General features: G+C 49.5%; 17 protein-coding genes and 1 other RNA gene. 11 read left to right on the top strand and 7 right to left on the bottom strand.

Annotation, left to right across the window (positions count from 1 at the left end):
- Positions 1–56: 56 nt before the first annotated feature.
- From B7982_RS02420 to B7982_RS02405, 4 genes are all read left to right on the top strand, one after another.
- Positions 57–1727 carry a family 43 glycosylhydrolase gene (locus B7982_RS02420; RefSeq protein ID WP_088659386.1) on the top strand — a complete coding sequence of 557 codons (1671 nt, stop codon included), beginning with the start codon at positions 57–59 and terminating at the stop codon, positions 1725–1727.
- A 17-nt stretch (positions 1728–1744) separates the two neighbouring features.
- Positions 1745–3826 carry a family 43 glycosylhydrolase gene (locus B7982_RS02415; protein WP_088659549.1) on the top strand — a complete coding sequence of 694 codons (2082 nt, stop codon included), beginning with the start codon at positions 1745–1747 and terminating at the stop codon, positions 3824–3826.
- An 83-nt stretch (positions 3827–3909) separates the two neighbouring features.
- The gene (locus B7982_RS02410; protein ID WP_233138325.1) at positions 3910–5811 is read left to right on the top strand and encodes a family 43 glycosylhydrolase; all 1902 of its coding nucleotides are present in this window, start codon (positions 3910–3912) and stop codon (positions 5809–5811) included.
- Positions 5812–5973: 162 nt separating this feature from the next.
- Positions 5974–7515 carry a fibronectin type III domain-containing protein gene (locus tag B7982_RS02405; RefSeq protein WP_088659385.1) on the top strand — a complete coding sequence of 514 codons (1542 nt, stop codon included), beginning with the start codon at positions 5974–5976 and terminating at the stop codon, positions 7513–7515.
- Between the two features lie 115 nt (positions 7516–7630).
- On the opposite strand, the gene B7982_RS02400 is transcribed toward B7982_RS02405, so the two are convergent.
- Together B7982_RS02400 and B7982_RS02395 are read right to left on the bottom strand one after the other, a co-directional pair.
- Positions 7631–8002 carry a DMT family protein gene (locus B7982_RS02400; protein WP_088659384.1) on the bottom strand — a complete coding sequence of 124 codons (372 nt, stop codon included), beginning with the start codon at positions 8000–8002 and terminating at the stop codon, positions 7631–7633.
- 3 nt (positions 8003–8005) lie between these two features.
- On the bottom strand, positions 8006–8572 hold the full coding sequence (locus tag B7982_RS02395) for a DUF4416 family protein (protein WP_088659383.1): 567 nt from the start codon (positions 8570–8572) through the stop codon (positions 8006–8008).
- A 108-nt stretch (positions 8573–8680) separates the two neighbouring features.
- On the opposite strand from B7982_RS02395, the gene B7982_RS02390 reads away from it, so the two are divergent.
- The 3 genes from B7982_RS02390 (at position 8681) to B7982_RS02380 (ending at position 10891) form a co-directional block, all read left to right on the top strand.
- Positions 8681–9424, top strand: a complete 744-nt coding sequence (locus B7982_RS02390; RefSeq protein ID WP_233138324.1) for a glutaminyl-peptide cyclotransferase — start codon at positions 8681–8683, stop codon at positions 9422–9424.
- Between the two features lie 506 nt (positions 9425–9930).
- Positions 9931–10291: a transfer-messenger RNA gene (gene ssrA, locus B7982_RS02385) on the top strand.
- Between the two features lie 186 nt (positions 10292–10477).
- Positions 10478–10891, top strand: coding sequence for a hypothetical protein (locus B7982_RS02380; RefSeq protein WP_088659382.1), 414 nt, complete (start codon positions 10478–10480; stop codon positions 10889–10891).
- Positions 10892–10955: 64 nt separating this feature from the next.
- Here the strand turns inward: B7982_RS02380 and B7982_RS02375 are convergent, their stop codons facing one another.
- From B7982_RS02375 to ilvB, 5 genes are all read right to left on the bottom strand, one after another.
- Positions 10956–12044 (bottom strand): radical SAM protein, encoded by a 1089-nt coding sequence (locus tag B7982_RS02375; RefSeq protein WP_088659381.1) that lies wholly within the window; start codon positions 12042–12044, stop codon positions 10956–10958.
- Positions 12041–12742: a hypothetical protein gene (locus B7982_RS02370; protein ID WP_088659380.1), complete on the bottom strand. Its 702-nt coding sequence runs from the start codon at positions 12740–12742 to the stop codon at positions 12041–12043. The genes B7982_RS02375 and B7982_RS02370 overlap by 4 nt, the downstream gene beginning before the upstream one ends.
- Before the next feature lie 24 nt (positions 12743–12766).
- Entirely contained in the window at positions 12767–13345 is a 579-nt protein-coding gene (locus B7982_RS02365) for a hypothetical protein (RefSeq protein WP_088659379.1), read from the bottom strand.
- A 377-nt stretch (positions 13346–13722) separates the two neighbouring features.
- Entirely contained in the window at positions 13723–14217 is a 495-nt protein-coding gene (gene ilvN / locus B7982_RS02360) for an acetolactate synthase small subunit (RefSeq protein ID WP_014547307.1), read from the bottom strand.
- A gap of 15 nt (positions 14218–14232) precedes the next feature.
- Positions 14233–15951: a biosynthetic-type acetolactate synthase large subunit gene (gene ilvB / locus B7982_RS02355; RefSeq protein ID WP_014547308.1), complete on the bottom strand. Its 1719-nt coding sequence runs from the start codon at positions 15949–15951 to the stop codon at positions 14233–14235.
- 367 nt (positions 15952–16318) lie between these two features.
- Between ilvB and B7982_RS02350 the strand changes: the two genes are divergently transcribed.
- The 4 genes from B7982_RS02350 to B7982_RS02335 are packed head-to-tail and all read left to right on the top strand — an operon-like array spanning position 16319 to position 19874.
- A complete protein-coding gene (locus B7982_RS02350; RefSeq protein WP_015732392.1) occupies positions 16319–16720 on the top strand; it encodes a hypothetical protein in 402 nt (133 codons plus the stop codon).
- Positions 16721–16723: 3 nt separating this feature from the next.
- On the top strand, positions 16724–18142 hold the full coding sequence (locus B7982_RS02345; RefSeq protein WP_088659378.1) for an MBOAT family protein: 1419 nt from the start codon (positions 16724–16726) through the stop codon (positions 18140–18142).
- Positions 18143–18144: 2 nt separating this feature from the next.
- Complete coding sequence (locus B7982_RS02340) at positions 18145–19374, top strand: hypothetical protein (RefSeq protein WP_088659377.1); 1230 nt, start codon at positions 18145–18147, stop codon at positions 19372–19374.
- A complete protein-coding gene (locus B7982_RS02335; protein WP_088659376.1) occupies positions 19374–19874 on the top strand; it encodes a hypothetical protein in 501 nt (166 codons plus the stop codon). The genes B7982_RS02340 and B7982_RS02335 overlap by 1 nt, the downstream gene beginning before the upstream one ends.
- Positions 19875–19892: the final 18 nt, after the last annotated feature.

Here is a 19892-nt window from a genome sequence, read left to right as displayed (position 1 = left end):
TTTATAATTTTTGATATATATTTAAGAAAGTTGTTGGTGTGGATACGGAGATGTTTATGAGGACTAGGGGTTCTGGATTTTTTACGACGTTGGAATGGGCCTTTTTTGGCCTCTTTTGCCTATTTGGCGTTTTGGGGGCGCAATCGGCTTTTGCCGCAAATCCGTTGACGATGGACTTTTATTCTGCGGATGCCGCAGCCCTCGTGCATAACGACTCGCTCTTTATCTTTGCGGGTCACGACGAACAGGGGCCGCAGGGCAATAACAATAAAGCTTTCATCATGAACGACTGGCACGTGCTCGTGACCGACGATATGGAACATTATCACGATTACGGGGCGGTTTTGAGCGTCAAGACGTTCAAATGGGCGAATGCAAGCGCTTTTGCGGGCCATTGCGAATACAGAAATGGCAAGTTTTACTGGTATGTGGCCGTCCATCACGGGACCATCAAGGAAAATGGAAGTGAAGGATTTGCGATTGGCGTTGCCGTTGCGGACCATCCGTCCGGACCGTGGAAAGACGCGATTGGGCAGGCGCTCATCACGGACAATACGCCAAATGATGTAAAATTGAACATCGACCCTGCGATTTTCTACGATGGTGACGATATCTGGATGTATTGGGGCTCGTGGAATGCGGGCCGCCGCGTGAAGCTCAAAGAAAACATGATTGAACTTGCAAGCACGCCCGAAGATATCAAGATCAAGGACTTTTTCGAAGCCTCGTGGATGCACTATTTCCGTGGCAATTACTACTTCAGCTATGCTTCGGGGTACCCCTCGACGACGAATTATTCCATGGCACCGAGCCTGAACGGACCGTGGACGCAAAAAGGCGTCATCAACGATAAAATGGACAATTCCGAGACGAACCATCAGGCGATTTTCAAGTATCTCGGACATTGGTATTTCATGTACCACGGAGCGAATTCTCCGGGTGGTTGGACGTACCGCCGTTCCGTGAATATCGATTACCTCTATTACGACCGCGATGGCTTAATCCAGAAAATCAAGCATACGGATGGCGTGGATCCAGTCAACAATGCGCTTATCGAAGAGGGCGGTTACCGCTTGACGGTTTCGCATAGCAATTTGGCTCTTGAAGATAGCGATGGCATTGTGGTGCAGCAAGCTGCGGATGAAAAGAACGAAGCGCAACTTTGGGTGCTTGCGCATGGCGATTCGGCGCGTTATTACACGCTCAAGAATTTTGCAACGGGCCGCTACTATTGCCCGCCCAAGACGTTGTTGGATACGGTGAAAACTTCTGAAACATCTTGTGAAATCCGCATTGAAAATGCATCTGCAAAGAAGGGTTACTTCTTGTTTGCGGATTACGATAGCGATTACCTCGGCGATGTGCTGAACATTTCGAAGGAAGTCGGGATGCCGGTCATCACATGGGTTCGCACAGGAACGGATAATCAAAAAGTGCAATTTGCAAAAGCTGAATTGCCGAAAGTTGAACCGCCGACGGACTCCGGCAATGGTGGGACGACGGGGATTGCACGCGGTACTTTGAATGCGCCTACTTTGCAACAGGTTCACTACGATGCGAGTGCTCGCGTGATTCGTTTGGGCATAGAAGCGTCTTGGGCTTTGCTTGATGTGAATGGTGTTGTTGTGCGTCGTGGCTATGGTCGTGAAATCCAAGTGCGTTTCGTTCGTTCGGGAATGTACTTTGTTCGCGCAGTCCGTACTACAGCAAAGGTTTTGGTGAAATAATTTTAAGGAGTATGGAAATGAAGGTTTTGAATTTTGCGAATCTTGTGAACAGCGCGACTCTCGCAACGATTGGCGCTTTTGGCGTCTCCGCTGTGTCGGCTGCCGGTTGGTACGCCAAGGACAACTTGCAGCCGGGTCATGACCCGAGCATGGTGCGCTTTGAAGACGGTTACGCCCTCATGAGCACGAACAATAATTTGCAACTGTGGACATCCGAAGATGCTTACACATGGCAAAACCACAAGTCAACGGTGAGCAAAATCCCGCAGTGGGCTTACACGTATGCGCCTACAACCGAAGGTATCTGGGCGCCTGACATTTATTACATGAACGGCGAATATCGCGTGTATTACTGCGTCTCTGTTTTTGGCAAGCGCACATCTGCGATTGGCTATCAGTCCACAAAGTCGATTATGCCTGGCACAACGGGCTACGGCTGGACGGATCATGGCCACGTTTTCCATACGGTGGCATCGGACAAGTACAATGCGATTGATGCCGATGTCGTTCGTGATACCGAAGGCAATTATTGGATGGCGTTTGGTTCGTTCGGTCTTGGAATCCAGTTGATTAAGTTGGATGCAAAGACGGGCTATCAGGCCAGTGACGACAAGACTGTCTATAACATTGCTCGCCGCACGAGTAAGGCAAGTAACGGTGCCGAAGAAGGTCCGAGCTTGATTGAACATGGCGGTCAGTATTTCTTGTTTACCGCATGGGATATCTGCTGCCAGCAGGGCAACGATATTGAAAAGACAACTTACAAAACTGCTTATGGTCGTGCTGATAAAGTAACCGGTCCGTACAAAGATCGTGCAGGCTACGATATGGCGAATGGCGGTGGCACAATCCTTATGGAACGCTATGGTCGATACGTCGGCCCGGGCGGCGGCGAAGCTTTCCAAGACTTGAACCGCGTGCGTTTTGTGCATCACTATTACGATCTTAACGGCGACAAGTTCAATCATATTCATATTCGCGATGTTGTGTTTACCGAGGATAACTGGGCTGAGATGGGACAGCCCTTCCTCGGACGTTATTTGAGTGCCGAAGTTGAACACGGTGTCTTGACGCGCGCGGTGTCGGGCGACCTTGCGATTACTCGTAGCAATACCGCTTCGAACGGTGAATACCTTGCTTACATCAACACGGCCGGCTCCAAGATTCGTTTGCCAATGAACATCATGCAAGCGGGCGAATATCTGTTGCGTTACCGCTATGCAAACGGCGGCGAAGGCGATGCTACACACAAAGTCACCGTCAATGGCAAGTCGCAAACCGTGACGCTCCCGCCGACAGGTTCTTGGGGCACGTTCCCGGAGAAGTCTATCGTGATGATTCCGGCAACGCTCAAACGCGGTGGCAACTTCATCGAAATTGAACCGCAACCGAACGGATTCTTCTCGGAACTCGACCGCATCGATTTTTTGCGTGTGATTCGCGATACGATTCCGGCAAACGGCTTTGATAATGGTATCCGCGTGCGCCTCACGGACAAGGATGAATTTGCTATCAAGGATGGCGGCTACGCGATCTTCGAAAACGTTGTTGCCGATTCCATCAAGAGTGACGAAGTTTCTATCCAAGTGAAAAATGCAACCGCAGGCAAGCTCGCCATTCGTGATGGTGCAAAGAACGGAACCGTCCTTGCTGAGTGCGACCTTTCAACGGCTAAGGCTGCTGCAAACGGCTGGTCTGAGGCAAACTGCGGAACTCTCAAAAGCAAAACGGGCATCAAGGACTTTTATTTGACTGCTTCGGGCGTCTCTGGCGAAGCGATTGTCGGAAACATTCTCTTCAAGAGTGCCCCCTTGCCGGAATCAAGTTCTAGCAGTGCTGTTGCGGAATCGAGCTCCAGCGAAATTGTCGTGAGCAGTTCGAGCGAATCCTCCGTGGCGCTCCCGGCTGTCCGTCCGACATTGAACTACTCGGTGACACAAATTCCTAACGGTTACCGCGTACACTTCGATAATGCTGGCGTTCATCAAGCTTACCTCTTGAATCCGATGGGACAAATTGTCTCCCATAAAAAAACTTACGGTACCGATATCGAATTTAATAACCTTCCCAAAGGCCGATACGTTGTAAAAGTGAAGTGATTTTTTGCAAATAAATTGTACCGAAAAATCCTTTCGGAATTTAAATTAAATAGTGTATGCTGGTGTGTGGTTAAAGGAGTCGTATGATTCGTTGTTCTAAAATTTCCACCATTGCATTTGTTCTCGTTGGCCTCTCGATTGAGACTGCTTTTGCTGCCGATTGGTACGCCAAAGAACACCGTTGGGCGGGCCATGATCCCGACATTATCCGCTACGAGGATGGCTATGCGCTTGCGACAACGGACAACCACATGCTCATGCAGTTTTCCGAGGACGCGCTGAACTGGAAAAATGGCGAGCCCGCCATGCCTGAATTTTCGAAGTGGCTTTATAAATACGCCCCGAACATGATTGACATTTGGGCGCCCGACATTCACTATATCGGCGGGGAATACCGCATGTACTATTGCGGTTCCGAGATGGGTATCCGCTCATCGGGCATGGGCTTCATGTCGAGTAAGGAAATCGACCCGACAAAGCCAGGCTACGGTTGGACGGACCAAGGCGAAGTGATTCACACGGTCAAGAGTGATTCGTACAACGCGATTGACGCGGCGGTGCTCAAAGATCTTGACGGAAAAGTCTGGATGGCGTTTGGTTCGTGGGGGACGGGCATCCACATTCTCGAACTGGACGAAAAAACGGGCAAGGTGAAAGACGGCGCAAAAATGCAGAACATCGCGAACCGCGGTGGCGCTGGCGTCGAAGGCGCAAGCCTCATTGAACACAACGGAAAGTACTTCCTCTTTACCGCTTGGGACAACTGCTGCAAAAAAGGCGCTGATCTCGAAAACAACTCTTACAAGACGACGGTCGGGCGTTCTAACCGCATTGATGGCGGCTATGTAGACCGCAGCGGCAAGGCTCTCTTGAATGGCGGTGGTACGATTCTCCTCAGCCGTTACGGACGCTACTACGGGCCCGCGGGCGGTGAAGCATTCGAAGACGTGAACCGTCAACGCTTTGTGAATCACTATTACGATAAAAATGATGGCGGTAATTCTTACATACAAGTGCGTGATATCGTGTGGACCGAAGATAACTGGCCCGAACTTGGTCAACCGTTTATGGGACGTTATCTGAGTGCCGAGGCGGAACACGGCATCCTCACGCATGTGGATATCTCGAGCAGTTCCAAGGCTTCGAACGGTGAATTTGTCGCTTACATCAACTACGATGACAGCAAGATTCGCTTGCCGATGATTATCCCGCAGGCGGGTGATTACCTTATCCGTTATCGTTACGACAATAATTGGACCGATAACGGCGCAAACGGCAGCTCGCATTTTGTGGACATCAACGGCAAAACGCAAGAAGTGCAGTTGCCGTTGACTGGTGCCTGGAGTGAATTCCCTGAAAAGTCGGTGGTGTACATCCCGACAAAGCTCAAGCGCGGCTCAAACTTCATTGAAATCACGAAGGGCAAACATTACGCAGAACTCGACCGTCTCGATTTCTTGCGCATCATCCGCGATACGATTCCGGCAAATGGCTTTGATAACGGCATCCGCGTGCGCCTCACGGATAACGATGAATTTGTCATCAAGGACGGTGGCTATGCGATTTTCGAGAATGTGATTACCGACTCCATTGTTGGCGTAGGCGTAACCGTTCAGGTGAAAAACAGCGCCGGTGGTACTCTATCGCTCCGCACCGAAAGCAAAAAAGGCGATGTGATTTCTAAATGCGAATTGCCCACTGCAGGCGATTCCAAGTGGACTGACGTGCAATGTTCGAACTTGCCGAAACTGAAGGGCGTTCAGGACTTTTACCTCACGGCAGAAGGCCTCGGTGGCGAAACGCTTATCGGGAACATCAAATTTGGCGAGGTTGCGGACACGACGAAGGTGTCGATTCCCGGTGTCCTTCGGCCGAATTCCGGCGCAAATCGCATTCTTCGCAGTGGTGAAATGCCCCAAAAGGGCTATCACGACCTTAAGGGTCGCCGTTTCAACAAGCAGATTCCGTATCGCGTGATGTTCTAAGGGGCGCGGCTTAGAGCCGACACCTCTAAAAATCCCCTTTTTTTGCGTGTTTTTTCGCACATTTCATGCCGCATTTTACATAAAAATGCGGTTTTCGTATGCTTTTCGACAGAAATTAAATATATTTATATGTAAAAAGAAATTTTCCAGATGGAGTGTCTTATGAAAAATGTGAGACTTTTCAAATTGACAGCATCGATGGCGCTTGCCGCAACTATGGGCGCTTGCACCAATTCTTCCTCGCCGGAAGATGATTTTTTTGAATTCACGAGTTCATCGAAAGGGGATAGTTCGTCTTCGTCCGTGGATGTCAGTGCTTGCAAAACGGTGAAGGAATCGCTTGCAACCCCGACAAAGTTTAACGTCGCTAACGATAGCGATTCGTCTTGGACTTTCTCGTGGGAATATACCCGAAATTCTGATCGTCCTGAAACGGGCTTTAGGATTGAATACTTGGATCTTGATGCAACGAATACGGACTGGAAGAGCGAAGGTACTACAAATGCCGAAGTGACTTTGTACAAGCTCCAGGGCAAGAGCAAGGTCGGTAAGTATTATCGCGTGGTCGCAATTGACGACTGTGGCAAGTCTGACGGCAGCAACCGTTTGCAGATTAACGAGAACGGTTCGACGTCCGTGTCTACGGCTACTGATGCAGATCTCGGCGTTCCGACCAACTTCGCCATCACCGATACGCTTGGCGAAAACCTCTGGCTTGTCTCTTGGACCTATTCTGGCGATAAGGACAGCTATGTGTTGCAGCGCTTTATCGAATCCAAGAACGCTTGGGAAAAGTTCTTGACCATCGACGATAGAACCGCTCTCGAAACGGTTATTGATACTGCCGCTGCGGGCAAGTACATTCGCGTGGCCGCCGTTTACGAAGGTAAGGTCTCTACGTATTCCGATAAAATCAAGATGCCGGATGCCGTCGTGAAGTCGACTTCTACGGGTACAACTTCGACAGCCTCCAAGAGCAGTTGCAAGCCTGCCGCTCCGACGGCAATTACTGTGACTCGAATCGCGCCTAGTGTATGGCAGCTTGGATGGACGTACAAGGAAGCTAGTAACTGTGCTGAAACAGGGTTTATCGTGCAGTCGCTTGATATTGATGCCGATAATCCTACATGGAAGGATGTCGCAAAAACGGCTGAAGACGTGGTTAACTATAAGTTGAAGGGCGATAAGTTCCGTGAAAAGTTCTACCGTGTTGCCGCTCTCAACGGCGATAAGAAATCGGATTGGACGGACCAAATCAAGGTGAGCTCGCATATTTCGTACGAGTCTGTATATAATTTCACAAAGCCGGAAATTTCTGCACGTGTCTATTCAGCACCTGATGGTTATGAAATGCAGCTTACTGTGACTACGGATACTCCGAATAAAAACGTGTTGAATTCGGGTGACACCAAGGCGGTGGATTTTGCATTCCAGCTTGCCTATGGCACGGGTGATGTCAAGGACACTATCATTGACGCTTATCAGGAATCTTCCGTGGTGATGAAGTTTAAGAGTGTCGAAGCTCTCTGCAACTCTTATGGCCGTGTGAAGGTTATTTGGACGGACAACTACGGAAGCTCTGATGAAACGGATTGGTCTGTGCGTAAGGGTACGCGAACGGCGTATAGCTCTGGCTTGACTGATCAGGAAGGTCTCTGCCCGTACGTCTACAAGGACGAATCTTCTTCCAGCTCCGCTGAATAAAGAACTCTACAAAGAACACAAAAAAGTCCGCCATCTTCGAGATGCGCGGACTTTTTTCTTATCATACATGCTAAGCTGTCATCCCGGACCCGTTCCGGGAGGGCATCTCCTTTTTTTATTTCAGAAACGCAAAAAATACAGCCGCGATAATGAGCAAGAACGCGACAATGTGATTCCACTGGAGCGTTTCCGTGTGGAATACGGTCACTGCAATCGTCGTGAACACCGTCAAGGAAATCGCTTCCTGGATGATTTTCAACTGCATCAGGCTGAATGGCCCGCCGTTGATGCGGCTCCCGATGTTGTTCGCGGGAATCATGAAACTGTACTCTAGGAGCGCAATGCCCCACGAGGCGAGAATCACGAGAATCAGCGGCCAGTCGGTGCTGATGTGCATTTCTTTGAGCTTGAGGTTGCCGTACCAAGCGAACGTCATAAAGATATTGGAACAGCAGAGAAGAAGAATTGTAAAAATACCAGCTTTCATAATTTATTTCTTGTTTCTTTGACTATACGGTTTTCCCGTCGTCATTTGGTAGGCGAGGCGCTTGCGCACCCCTTCGAGATACTTGATGTAATTTTCACTCTGGTAGTCGCGATACGTCCAGTCAAAAGCGTGGAAATGCCCATCCTGGAAGTATAACGTTGGCTCCACGAAAATCCCGCGCTGCATATAAACGCGCTGGCGCTGGTCCTTGGTCGTTGCCAAAAAGAACTGCCCAAGCGTCATGTAGCCCGGATCGAGATTTACAGGGCGCAGCCCCGGAGTCCCGTTTTCCTTTGCAATTTCGAGTTCAATATCGTTTGTCCAAAGCTTGATGTCGACAATCGTTTCGCGGTCCACGAGATTCTCGTAGCTAAAGAACGCGCGTACCGGTGTTTCGCCAATTTCTTCTTTGTAGTAGTTGGTGAACGTGAACGGGAACGGTTCCAGGTTCAGGTCTTCTTCGCCGAAACGCGACTTGAGCACTCCGCGGACCGCCTCTACGGACTTGGCATCTTTGGCAAGAATGCCGACGATGATTTTCACTTTGGCAGGAGTTCTGATTTCACCCATGCGCGCAAATTTAGTAAAAGGCGAGTGACGCGGCAAAACATTTATGTTTTGACATGGCCGAGCCGTACTAAATGCGTCCGAAGGACGCAAATTTAGTAATTTTACGATATGTTTAGAAGTTTATCTTTTTGTGCTTTTCTCGTCTTTGTTCTCTCGTCTGCTTACGCCGAAGCTCCTCGCGTTGAGCCTACGATTCTCGATTCTGTTCCGCATGAACAGTCGCATTTTACGCAGGGACTCTCGTTTGACGGCAAGGACATGATTGAAACGACAGGGCTGTACGGAAAATCTGGACTGTACCGCCGAACGCTCGACGGAAAAATTTTGGATTCTGCCCGCATCGAGGAGCGCTATTTTGGCGAAGGTTCCGTAGTGCTTGGCGATGAAGTTTATTACCTCACTTGGAAATCGCACAAGGCCTTTATCTACTCGCGCAAGCCGTTTAAAAAGAAGGATGAGTTCCGTATTCCGACGGAAGGCTGGGGCCTTACGCTTTGGCGCGACCAGCTTTTGATGAGCAACGGCTCCGATGAACTTCTGCAAATTGCGCCGGGCGGCTTTGGTATATCGGGAATCATTAAAGTAACTGATGGTCGCTATTCCATAAAGCTTTTGAACGAACTTGAAGTTGTCGGGAATATTTTATACGCAAATATCTGGCAGACCGACTTGATTGCCGAAATTGAACTCCCAAGCGGTAAGGTGCTCCGCTATATTGACTTTGCGAAAAAAGCGGGGGAGATTCGCGAAAAATTCCCCGGTGTCGATGTCTTGAACGGTATCGCCTACGATGGCAAAAACTTCTGGATTACCGGGAAACTCTGGCCGCAAATCTATAAAGTCAAGTTTTAGAATTACTTAAAAAATAAATTTTGTTAATTTGTCTATATCAATTTCATTAAATATAAAATTGCTTTAAAGTGTTGTCAAGTTAATCGAAAACTTGTGAGAAAAAAGTAATTTTGTTCGGATGCTAGTGCGTGTGTTAATCATAAAAATTACTATAAAATAGATTTTTTCATACTTAATTTGTAGAATATTAACTATATTCTTGACTCGTGTAATGCTTAAAAAAGCGAATGGATTTGTTTGGCTCAATGAGCCGAAAAAGGCTATCCTATACACCTCAAATGGGTTCTGAGGCCTTTGGCTTCAGGACCTTTTGATTAGAATCCTAAAAGAACGGTTCGTTTTTGATTGCTGTGGGGATGTGTAAGTTCGCGGGTTACTTTACAAATTCCTTTGAACTTTATATATTTGCACATACCTCAGTTAACCGGGGGTGCTTTCTGCTCTTCGAGCAGAATCACTCCGGCTCGGTCATGCCGGCAAGCAAGCTTGCCGTCGCGACACTCACCGGGGGTGCTTTGGTTTCGACAGGGTTACCGAAGTGTTAGTTGCAAGTCGAGGTCTCAGACGAGGGCAACTCGTTAAAAAGTCTGAAAAAAAATAAGTGCTGACGAAAACTACGCACTCGCTGCCTAATTAACGGCAACGCCGGGCCTCATTCCGCTCCCATCGGGGTGTACGTCCGGACGCAATATGGGATAGGGTAGTGTCATGCCTGGGGGCATCTCCCGAGATTTACTAGGCTGGTCAAACTCCGCGCCGACCTTCTTGGGCGTGGATAAGACGAGATCTTAAATACGAAGGGAACACTTGTAGGAACGTACATGGACGTGATTTTGGACAGGGGTTCGACTCCCCTCACCTCCAGAAAAGAAAAGGGCTCTCATGGAGAGCCCTTTTCTTTTCTGTTTTATAAGAACCGCTCGGCTCTTGTGCAATTGGAAAAATCCATCTTCGCCTCGCTTTCGCGAACACGACCCGTTAATACGGGTCGCTTATCGCTCACAGAAGTAAATTTCAAAAAATCTTTCTAAATTAAATTCAAAAGGAGGTTGTATGGATTGCAGAATCTTAGTCCGTTTCATTGGAGTCCAAGAGGATCTTGATGCGTTGTGGAGCGCATTTATGGAACATTTCCCGGAGGCTGAACTGCCGAGCATCGATTCCGGAGAATGGTATTCCGTCGAAGATTATATGACTGATGAATACGAATGTCGCTTCGAGGAATTGCCGGAGTCCGAGCTGTATGCAATCGATGGAACTTTCCTAGTCGAAGGCGAACCTCCCGAGGATGTCCTGACCGAAATCCTAGAACGCTTTGAGCGCGTGTATGCCGTGTTCAAGTGGTCTACGATGGATGTTGGGGTAGGCTGCGGTACCAGCGAAGGTTGGGGCGAGTTCAATGCCGACCGCGCCGATGACGGTTCCGACGAAGCGAACGAAATCTCCGAAGCTGTCCTCGGATTTTAGCCTTGTCATTCCCGCCACCTTTGTCATCCCGGACCCCGTTCCGGGAGGGAATCTCCCTTCTATATTACGCCATTTTCTCAAGCAATGTATCGCAGATTTCTGCGAGCATTCTTTCGTGTGTGCACACTTCGGGTGACACTCCTTCTATTGTCCCCGTCGTGTAATAGCTCGTGCAGGCGCACTCGTGTGCGCAGCAACGGTAGCGGATGTCGCACCCCTCGCATTCTTTTTTGTCGTTGTCCAAAAATTCACGAATCTTGTCGCATGCCGCTTCATCAAAGCCGGTAAAGACGTTCCCCTGCACATAGTGGGTGTCTGGGTTAGAAGTAATAAACCGTGTGCAAGGGAACATATTCCCGTTTGTCGCAACACCGATTGCTCCATTGTACACATGGCACGAATAAAGTCTGTATCGCGAATTAATAAGTCTTATTTTTACTTTGTCGTGGATTGTGCCGAGGAAGAACTTGTCGCCTTTTTCGCGGCATTCTCTCCAGTAATCTGCCATTTTCTGATATTGCAAGGCGAGCTTGTCAAAGTCTTCGCCGCTCCATTTGCCATCAAAATCGACGCTTGTGGTGAGGCTTTGAAATCCCTGTTCGTGCAGCCACTTGACGCTTTCGAAAAGCGTGCTGACGTGCGCTCGTGTGACTGTGCTTAACGCGACTGCGCCGAGTTTCACGAATCGCGGAATATGCTTTTCGATGGCCTTGAAGCTTCCCGTGTTGTTGACGGTGCGTCGGGCGATGTCGTGGTGGTGTTCCGGCCCGTCAAGGGAAAGATAAATGCGGAAATGTTCCTTTTCGCAAAAATCAAAGAATTCATCGTCAAAAAGCGTGCCGTTTGTGTTGACCGCAAATTGCAACTTAAAATTTTTTGAAATTTTGCCTTTGTCCATCGCGTCATCGACAATCGCCTTTGCGAATTCGACACCTTTATAAATGGCATCTCTTCGCAAAAGCGGCTCCCCTCCAAAGAACGTGATGTTCAAGTACGACTGCCTAAAGAAAATCGTGCGGTCAAGTGCAATTTTGATGGCCTGCTCGAGGGTTGCATCGTCCATGACCGTTTTGCGGTCTGCTTGCGATTCCTTGTAATAGCAGTAGGTACAACGTAAATTACATTGCTCTGTAAGGCAAAGGACTAAGTTCATGCTTGAATGTCGTCCTGCTCAAACGTTGTTACCATGCTTTCTATAAGGCAACCTGGATTGTTTGGGTCTTCGCACAGGTGGATACGGGGGGTGAGAGTGTCTATGACAGGTGTAATCTGTGGGACAGGGACTTTGATATCGCTACTACTGGACTGTATTCCAGGCGTACTTTCGCTCGAGCTGCTTTCTGTGACAATCGGATCGCCAGCGAGAGGTTCGAGTATTTCCATGGAGCTGCTTGATGGCGCTACGCTTGACGAGGATTCTTCGTATGGCGGAAGAATGCCTGCTTCTGGAGGTGGCTCGTAAGACGAACTGCTGAGACGTTCGGAAGACATCGAGGATTCCGAATCCGCCATCGGGGAGCCCGATTCCGGTGGTGGAAACACCATGGAACTACTGCTCAACGGCTGTTTTGCGGATGAAAGTGCTTCGATGGCTTCGCTGCTGAGGCGCTCCCCGCTAGAAGAAATGTCGGTGTAGCTTGAACTGCTGTATTGTTCTCCGCATGCAGCCTGTCCGCATGTCGGTTCGGTTTCTGGCGGCTGCTTGGGGTGGTCTCCGCCCGTTGCAGAAACGCTGTCATCGCAGGCTATGGTCCCGAAGGATGCCGCAATTCCGAGTGCGGCCGCGACCGCGCTTTTGGTGAAACGGCTCAATTTTGAGTTCTTGACGACTTTCTTCTTCTCAATTTTCATGGTTACACCTAGCGCTTGCAAATTTTATGCGTTGTCGAACATCTCGTAAGTCGAAACCATGCTCACTAGCGGGAAATCATCGTCGTCATGGCACATAATGACGTTGACGCCCATGGAGTCAATATAATTGCAATTGCGTCCTGGACCGACCCATGGTGGGACGACTTCTGTGGAGCTGCTGGATTCTTCCTTAACACTCGATGAACTGCGGGGCTTTTCCACAAATGTGCTGCTGGAGCTTTCGGACGAGCTGCTGACCGTCTTTTCTGAGGAACTGCTTTGAATTGGCGCAACAGAAGAACTGCTCGGCGATTGTACAGATGAAGACGAAAGTGTTTCGACGGCTTCGCTGCTGAGGCGTTCGTGGCTCAGCGGAATATCGACTATAGAAGAACTAGACTGTATTTCCGGGGTCTCGGAAGCGTCGCTGCTGTTCGGATTATTGTTATCTGGTTCAACTGGGCCGATGACTTGACCGCTTTCGGCGTCGCCTAAACAACCGCTCATCAAAACGGCGGACATGCCAAGCAACGAGGCGACCCCAGCTTTGGTGGCGCTCGATAAACGTGAATTACCGGTAACTTTCTTTTTCTCGATTTTCATAAAAATTTTCCTCCTTACATCCTTACACCATCTTAATATAGTTTGTTTTGGAATATAAAGTGTAATTTGGGGCCTTTTTTGTGATCGGCACTGAACGTTTTTGTTGCATCCGTTGCATATAGAGGGGGCAAACGAAAAAACGCCCGGTTTCCCGAGCGTCTTTAAGCTAAACTACTAACTTCTGCGAATGTAATGCTTTCGTCCGTGAGCAACAAAGCCCTCGGTATTAACCGAGGGCGGTTGACGCCTTTGGCGTCCGCGGCTTTACTCGGTCATAAAATTATGCAAGCATAATTTTGCGACACTCGTTTTGCACGCTTTTGCGAGAGCGAGGCTCTGACGGAGGTTTATTTCTGCGTTTAGAGCCGAGCGGTCGCTTAGGTCTTGTCTTCACCGCGGAGCATGATGACCTTGCCCGTGCGGATGTATTCCACGATTTCGAACTTCTGCAACAAGCTCTTGAGGGTATCGACCTTCTGGCTGTTGCCCGTAATCTGGATAATCATGGAAGTCATCGTCATATCTACCGTGTTGGCATGGAAATGGTCGCAAAGCTGCAAGATTTCGGTGCGCTGTTCTGCAGTGCAACGAACCTTGATGAGGGCGAGTTCCTTTTCCACAGCGTCCGTACCGGTATGGTCCTTTGCCTGAACCACGTCCACGAGCTTTTCGAGCTGCTTGATGATTTGCATCAAGATTTCGGGATTGCCGTGAGCGATGATGTTCATGCGGCTGAAGTTCGGGTCGAGCGTGGGGGAGACGACGAGAGAATCGATGTTGTAGCCACGGCGGGAGAACACGAGTGCAATACGCACGAGCACGCCCGGGCGGTTTGCTACTAACAAGCTAATAGAATGTGCAATATCTTTCATTTTCAAATTCTCCTATTACGTCGATCCGGTGGGTTTTTCGAGCTGCGTCTTCGGCTGTTCGGTGATCATGCTTGTGATCGGAGCGCCTGCCGGAATCATCGGGAACACGTTGTCTTCCTTTTCGCATTCGCAGTGGATGAGAATCGGGCCGTCGTTGTAGTCCAAAGCCTTCTGGATCACGCGCTCAGCATCGGCCGGGCGCTTGATACGCAGACCCGGGATGCCGTAAGCTTCAGCGAGCTTCACGAAGTCCGGGTTGCCTCTCATGTCAACGCTGGAGTAGCGGTGGTCATAGAAGAGTTCCTGCCACTGGCGCACCATGCCGAGGTACTTGTTGTCCATCACGAAAATCTTGATGGGGAGCTTGTGGATGGCTGCCGTTGCAAGTTCTGCTTCGGTCATCTGGAAACCACCGTCACCGCTGAAGCTGCAAACCGGCCAGCCGGTTTCGTTGCCGAATGCGGCACCGATAGCAGCCGGGAAGCCAAAGCCCATCGTGCCTGCGCCACCGCTGGAGTGGAGCTGACGCGGATAGTTGATGTGGAAGAACTGAGCAACCCACATCTGGTGCTGGCCCACGTCTGTAGTAACAATAGCCTTGCCCTGCGTAAGTTCGCTCACGGTAGCAACGATGTGCTGCATACGGAGGCCGCCCTGCTTGGCGTAGGTAAGCGGGTAGCGCTTCTTCCAAGTCTGGCAAGTCTTGATCCAGTCAGCGGTATCAAGCTTGTTCACCATCGGGAGGAGCTGTTCCAGGACGAGCTTCGCGTCACCGCACATGAACACATCCGGCTGCAACACCTTGCCTTCTTCGGCAGGGTCGATGTCGATGTGCATCTTCACGGCGTTCTTGCAGAATTCGCTGAGCTTACCGGTAATGCGGTCGTCCCAACGGCTACCGATCGAAAGGATCAAGTCGCATTCGAGGACAGCCTTGTTGGCGTAAATTGTACCGTGCATGCCGAGCATGCCGAGAGAAAGTTCGTGGTCGGTCGGGAATGCACCGAGGCCAAGCATTGTGCAGCAAACCGGAGCGCCGAGCTTTTCGGCGAGTTCCTTCACCTGGCGGTGTGCGCCAGAAATCATGGCACCATGGCCCACGAGCAAAAGCGGCTTCTTAGAATTCTTGAGGTATTCCGCGGCCTTTTCGACGCTTTCAGTAGAAGCGTAGGTCGGGATCTTGTAACCCGGAAGGTCCATCTGGTCCGTGAACGGAGCGGTGCAGGGGCCTGCAGTCACGTCCTTCGGGAGGTCGATAAGCACCGGGCCCGGACGGCCAGAACGTGCAATGTGGAAAGCTTCCTTCATCACGCGCGGGAGGTCGTTCGTGTCCTTCACCAAGTAAGAATGCTTCACGGTTGCAAAAGTCATACCGCTAGTATCGCATTCCTGGAAAGCGTCCTTGCCCAAGTTCGGAGTCGTCGTCTGTGCCGTGAGCACGACGATCGGGCTAGAATCCATGAGAGCTGTATAAATACCTGTAAACGTGTTCGTTGCACCCGGACCGCTAGTGACAAGAGCTACACCGACCTTACCGGTCTGGCGGGCATAACCGTCAGCCATGTGGGTTGCGCCCTGTTCATGACGGCTGAGCACAACTTTGATGCTGGAGTCGAGGATGGCATCGAACATCGGAATGGCCGATCCACCGGGATAGCCGAAAATTGTATCAACGCCTTCACGCTTGAGGCATTCGATAATCACTTCGGCACCACTTAAGGTCTTATTTGCCATAATTTATCCTGTCTTTTAAAGAGTAGATGAAAATTTAGATGGGCTGAAATATAGGAGTAATTTTTGAGGGTGGCAAGAGGTAAAACCCGACTTTTACTAAAATTTTTGAAATTTTTAGTGAAATTTTATTTTGAAACGACCTGTTTTGGTGTGAAAATTGAAAATTTTTCGTTAAATTTTGAAAAATTACACTTTGAATAAAGTAAAAACTAATAAAATTTGGTGTAAAATTGGTTTTTGTAAGACGTTGCTGTGAAAATATTTGTAATTTGCCTAATTGCACTTGCTGGCTTTGTCATTCCCGCGAAAGCGGGAATCTCCCTCTCGTTTTGTGGGCATCCCGCGTTTTTTTTACTATTTTAATCTTATGCTTAAGAAAATCATACTTTCTCTGTTCCTCGCGGCCGCCTTCGTGTTCGCCGCCGACCCGATCACCATTGAAGGGCGTTTGACCGAAATTCCGGGCAAAATGCCGAGCAATGACCTGTACAGCTATGTCTACGTATTTAAGTACAAGGTCCAAAAGGTCGTTTCGGGCAAGCTCGACGCCAAGGAAGTTCTCGTGGGCGTTTATAACCCGCTCATCGCCCGTGGCAAGGTCAAGGACAAGATGGCCGACAAGTCCAAGGGCAACGTTGGCGAATTCAAGGCCAAGTCCAAATACACGCTCAAGCTCATTCCGCTCGAAGGCAACTGGGACGGCGCTGTTGAAGATGAATACTTTGACGACGAATCTCCGCGCTACCTCGCAATTGAAGTGAATGAGTAATTAATGGTCTTCTCTTCCCAGATTTTCCTTTTCTATTTCTTGCCGACGTTCTTGGTCGGCTACTTTGTTCTCTTCAAGCTCGGGGCCAAACACTCGTTCTTGAATTTGTTCATCACCATCTTCAGCTATATCTTTTATGGTTGGCTCGAACCGTGGCTCGTGTTCCTCATGTTCGGCTGTACGCTCGTGGTGTACGTGGCGGGGCGGTTCATCTCGGCGCCTGACGCAAGCAAGTTCCAGCGGAATTTTGCGCTCGGTACGGCGATTGCGGTAAATCTCGGTGCACTTGGATTCTTCAAGTATTACATGTTCGGCATGGGAATCGTGAACGATTTTGCGACCATGCTCGGCTGTGAACCGTTCTCTATTATGACGGTCCTTTTGCCGGTGGGTATTTCGTTCTACTCGTTCCAGTCCATGAGTTACGCGATTGACGTGTGGCGCGGTACGGCACCTCCGGTCAAGAACTTTGCGACATTCGCATGCTACGTGGCGCTTTTCCCGCAGCTTGTGGCGGGCCCGATTGTGCGTTACAATACGGTTGCCGAAGAACTTGAAACCCGCACGCATACGCTCGAAAACTTTGTGCGCGGTATTTTGTTCTTCTGCTTTGGTTTTGCCGAAAAAATCTTCCTTGCAAACCAAGTGGGCATTATCGCTGACCGCGTTTTTGCGGCCGATGCTCCAGGCGTCATCAATAGCTGGTGGGGCTCGCTTGCCTACATGTTCCAGATTTACTTTGACTTCTCGGCCTATTCTAATATGGCGATTGGTCTTGGCCTTATGCTCGGGTTCCATTTCCCGCGCAACTTCAACGGCCCGTACCGCTCGATTAGCATTACGGACTTCTGGAAACGCTGGCACATTTCCCTCACGAGCTGGTTCCGCGATTACCTGTACATTCCGCTGGGCGGTAACCGCGTGCCGACGGGTCGCATGTACTTCAACCTTTTCCTCGTGATGTTCGTGAGTGGCGTTTGGCATGGTGCAAACTGGACGTTTGTGTGCTGGGGCCTTTATCACGCCTTCTTCATGATTGTCGAACGTGCGAACAACAAGAACGCTTGGTACTACAAGGCTCCTCGCGTGGTGCAAATCCTTTTGACTCAGGTGATTGTGCTCTTTGGCTGGGTGCTTTTCCGTGCGGATTCTATTGGCGATGCCGTCCGCATGTGGAAGAATATGCTTGGGCTTGGCGCAACGGCTGCTTCCGACGTGATTTTGTCTACTGAAATTTTCACGCCGACATGCGTCACTTTCATGCTGCTTGCAGGGCTCTTCTCGTTCTGGAAGTTCCGCAGCTACGATTGGTGCGTTGACGTCTCGTTCAAAAAATCGCTTGTCGTGCTTGGGCTTTTCATCCTTGCAACGCTTGCGCTCTTTACCCAGAGCTACAATCCGTTCCTTTATTTCCAGTTCTAGTTATGAAAATCGGTAAAATACTTCTCTTGCTCGCTATGGTGGCGGGTGTTGCCTTTGCAGATCCGATTCCGACAGAGGCGCTGACTCAGAGTGGACTTGTGATGCGTGACCGTCAACTTCGTGATATCGGTCTTGTGATGCGTGGTGGGCGAGGTGGCTTTGTCGATATCGGCTACACCTACACGCCTTCGTCCGAACAGTTGCAGTTAAAGAGCAAGTATGGTGTTCATGATGGTTTTGCGTTTAGGCATCATTATGGCATTTTCGGGAGCTGGGCGCTGGATTCTGTATCTCATTTGGGATTCCTCACTTGGTTTGACCGCGTGGGTTGGGATGCGCAGGACTTTTTCTTCTTCCCGCATTATGGCGATTTCGCGCATATTTCATCATCATTTACGTGGGGCTTTTCGTACACGAATACGAAATATGATGTTACGGCAGCGCTCGGCTTGCAGCACCAGAATCTTGAACTGGCGAGCCATAAAGTTTATCCGAACGAGTCGGATTCCTTGCTGTTCTACTGGGCTCATGCGCGTTACAAAAACGTGAGCTTGCAGGCGAGCTTCTATCGCAATACGTTCCAGACGATCCGCCTCTCGCTTGACTTGGAATCTCGCTCGCTTTATGGCGGTGTTTCTAGCGGTTACAAGACTTTCTTGCCGAATTTGAGCGCCACAATTTACAGACGCAAGACGAATGGCGATGACGATAACTTTGTACGTTTGAATTGGGAACAAAATCTTTATGAACAAGTTTTGTATGCGGATGTGTCGTTCGATTTTCCGGATGATGGTTTCCGTTCTGCAGCATTGAAATTTTATCCGGTTCCATCTCGTTTGTTAGGTATTGAGGCTTCTTGCTTGCGCCGTCAAGAACGTTCTGGCGCCAAGGATTTGCTCTGGGGTGGCGCTATAGATTTGTTCTTCCTCCGCTTGGGCTACAATACCGTGTTTGACTACGAGAACATGTTCCATGCCAAGGGCACGTTAATTGCAGAAATCAAGGTGAGCATGGGTAAAATCGGTAGAGACCATTTTGGGCGCGGAGCCTCTCAACCTGCTCCGATGGTAACAACTGAACACAAGCCTGATTTGAAAAAAATCTTGAAGGCTCGTGCTGAACAGCAAAATTTGGGTAGCACGTCGATTGATGCTCAGGGCAATAAGGTGATTGAGGCGAAGGGTATTCGCTACGAAAAGGTCGATGGTTCTGCAACTCAGGGAGGCAACTAATGAAGTATTTACGTTTATTCCTTTGTCTGGTTGCAATCTCTCTGACGGCTTGCATGAGCCATGTGTTTACGGATACGACGACGAGGCTCCAGGTCGAAAACAAGACCGATGTTACGATTCTTGGAGTCGATATTATTTCTGAAGATGGAAAGTCTGTGTATACATGGATTCGCGATGCGGTTGAACCGGGCGAAAAGAGCCGCGTCGTCGAAGAAGACTGGGTCGGAACGTTTAAGGTTAGAGTTCGCTTTGACAAGTGGAATGCTAAGTTGCTTGCAAGTGTAGGTAAGTTTTGTGCAACTTATAGCACTCCCGTTAGAGTGTATGCTTTAGCCAAACAAGGCGAACCGAACGTATTTGAAATAGATGATAATGGTTGCAGTCAGGAAGGGCATGTTCATATGGTATATTCTGAAACAACCCTTGACTTTGAAGGCGGCAGCCTGCACCTCATTGTCTCGCAAGACGAAGACGGAAACGTGGCATTTAAGTTGAAGTAGGGCCTACCGACTACTTCC

This window comes from Fibrobacter sp. UWB2, assembly GCF_002210425.1.
GTDB lineage: Bacteria > Fibrobacterota > Fibrobacteria > Fibrobacterales > Fibrobacteraceae > Fibrobacter > Fibrobacter elongatus.
This window is presented reverse-complemented; position numbering and strand designations above follow the sequence as displayed.

Coding starts and splice junctions, on each gene's coding strand:
- B7982_RS02370 (WP_088659380.1), bottom strand. CDS start 12,742: ATGAAAATTGAGAAGAAGAAAGTCGTCAAGAACTCAAAATTGAGCCGT.
- B7982_RS02420 (WP_088659386.1), top strand. CDS start 57: ATGAGGACTAGGGGTTCTGGATTTTTTACGACGTTGGAATGGGCCTTT.
- B7982_RS02400 (WP_088659384.1), bottom strand. CDS start 8,002: ATGAAAGCTGGTATTTTTACAATTCTTCTTCTCTGCTGTTCCAATATC.
- B7982_RS02380 (WP_088659382.1), top strand. CDS start 10,478: ATGGATTGCAGAATCTTAGTCCGTTTCATTGGAGTCCAAGAGGATCTT.
- B7982_RS02375 (WP_088659381.1), bottom strand. CDS start 12,044: ATGAACTTAGTCCTTTGCCTTACAGAGCAATGTAATTTACGTTGTACC.
- B7982_RS02335 (WP_088659376.1), top strand. CDS start 19,374: ATGAAGTATTTACGTTTATTCCTTTGTCTGGTTGCAATCTCTCTGACG.
- B7982_RS02365 (WP_088659379.1), bottom strand. CDS start 13,345: ATGAAAATCGAGAAAAAGAAAGTTACCGGTAATTCACGTTTATCGAGC.
- B7982_RS02390 (WP_233138324.1), top strand. CDS start 8,681: ATGTTTAGAAGTTTATCTTTTTGTGCTTTTCTCGTCTTTGTTCTCTCG.
- B7982_RS02405 (WP_088659385.1), top strand. CDS start 5,974: ATGAAAAATGTGAGACTTTTCAAATTGACAGCATCGATGGCGCTTGCC.
- B7982_RS02350 (WP_015732392.1), top strand. CDS start 16,319: ATGCTTAAGAAAATCATACTTTCTCTGTTCCTCGCGGCCGCCTTCGTG.
- B7982_RS02345 (WP_088659378.1), top strand. CDS start 16,724: ATGGTCTTCTCTTCCCAGATTTTCCTTTTCTATTTCTTGCCGACGTTC.
- ilvB (WP_014547308.1), bottom strand. CDS start 15,951: ATGGCAAATAAGACCTTAAGTGGTGCCGAAGTGATTATCGAATGCCTC.
- B7982_RS02415 (WP_088659549.1), top strand. CDS start 1,745: ATGAAGGTTTTGAATTTTGCGAATCTTGTGAACAGCGCGACTCTCGCA.
- ilvN (WP_014547307.1), bottom strand. CDS start 14,217: ATGAAAGATATTGCACATTCTATTAGCTTGTTAGTAGCAAACCGCCCG.
- B7982_RS02340 (WP_088659377.1), top strand. CDS start 18,145: ATGAAAATCGGTAAAATACTTCTCTTGCTCGCTATGGTGGCGGGTGTT.
- B7982_RS02395 (WP_088659383.1), bottom strand. CDS start 8,572: ATGGGTGAAATCAGAACTCCTGCCAAAGTGAAAATCATCGTCGGCATT.
- B7982_RS02410 (WP_233138325.1), top strand. CDS start 3,910: ATGATTCGTTGTTCTAAAATTTCCACCATTGCATTTGTTCTCGTTGGC.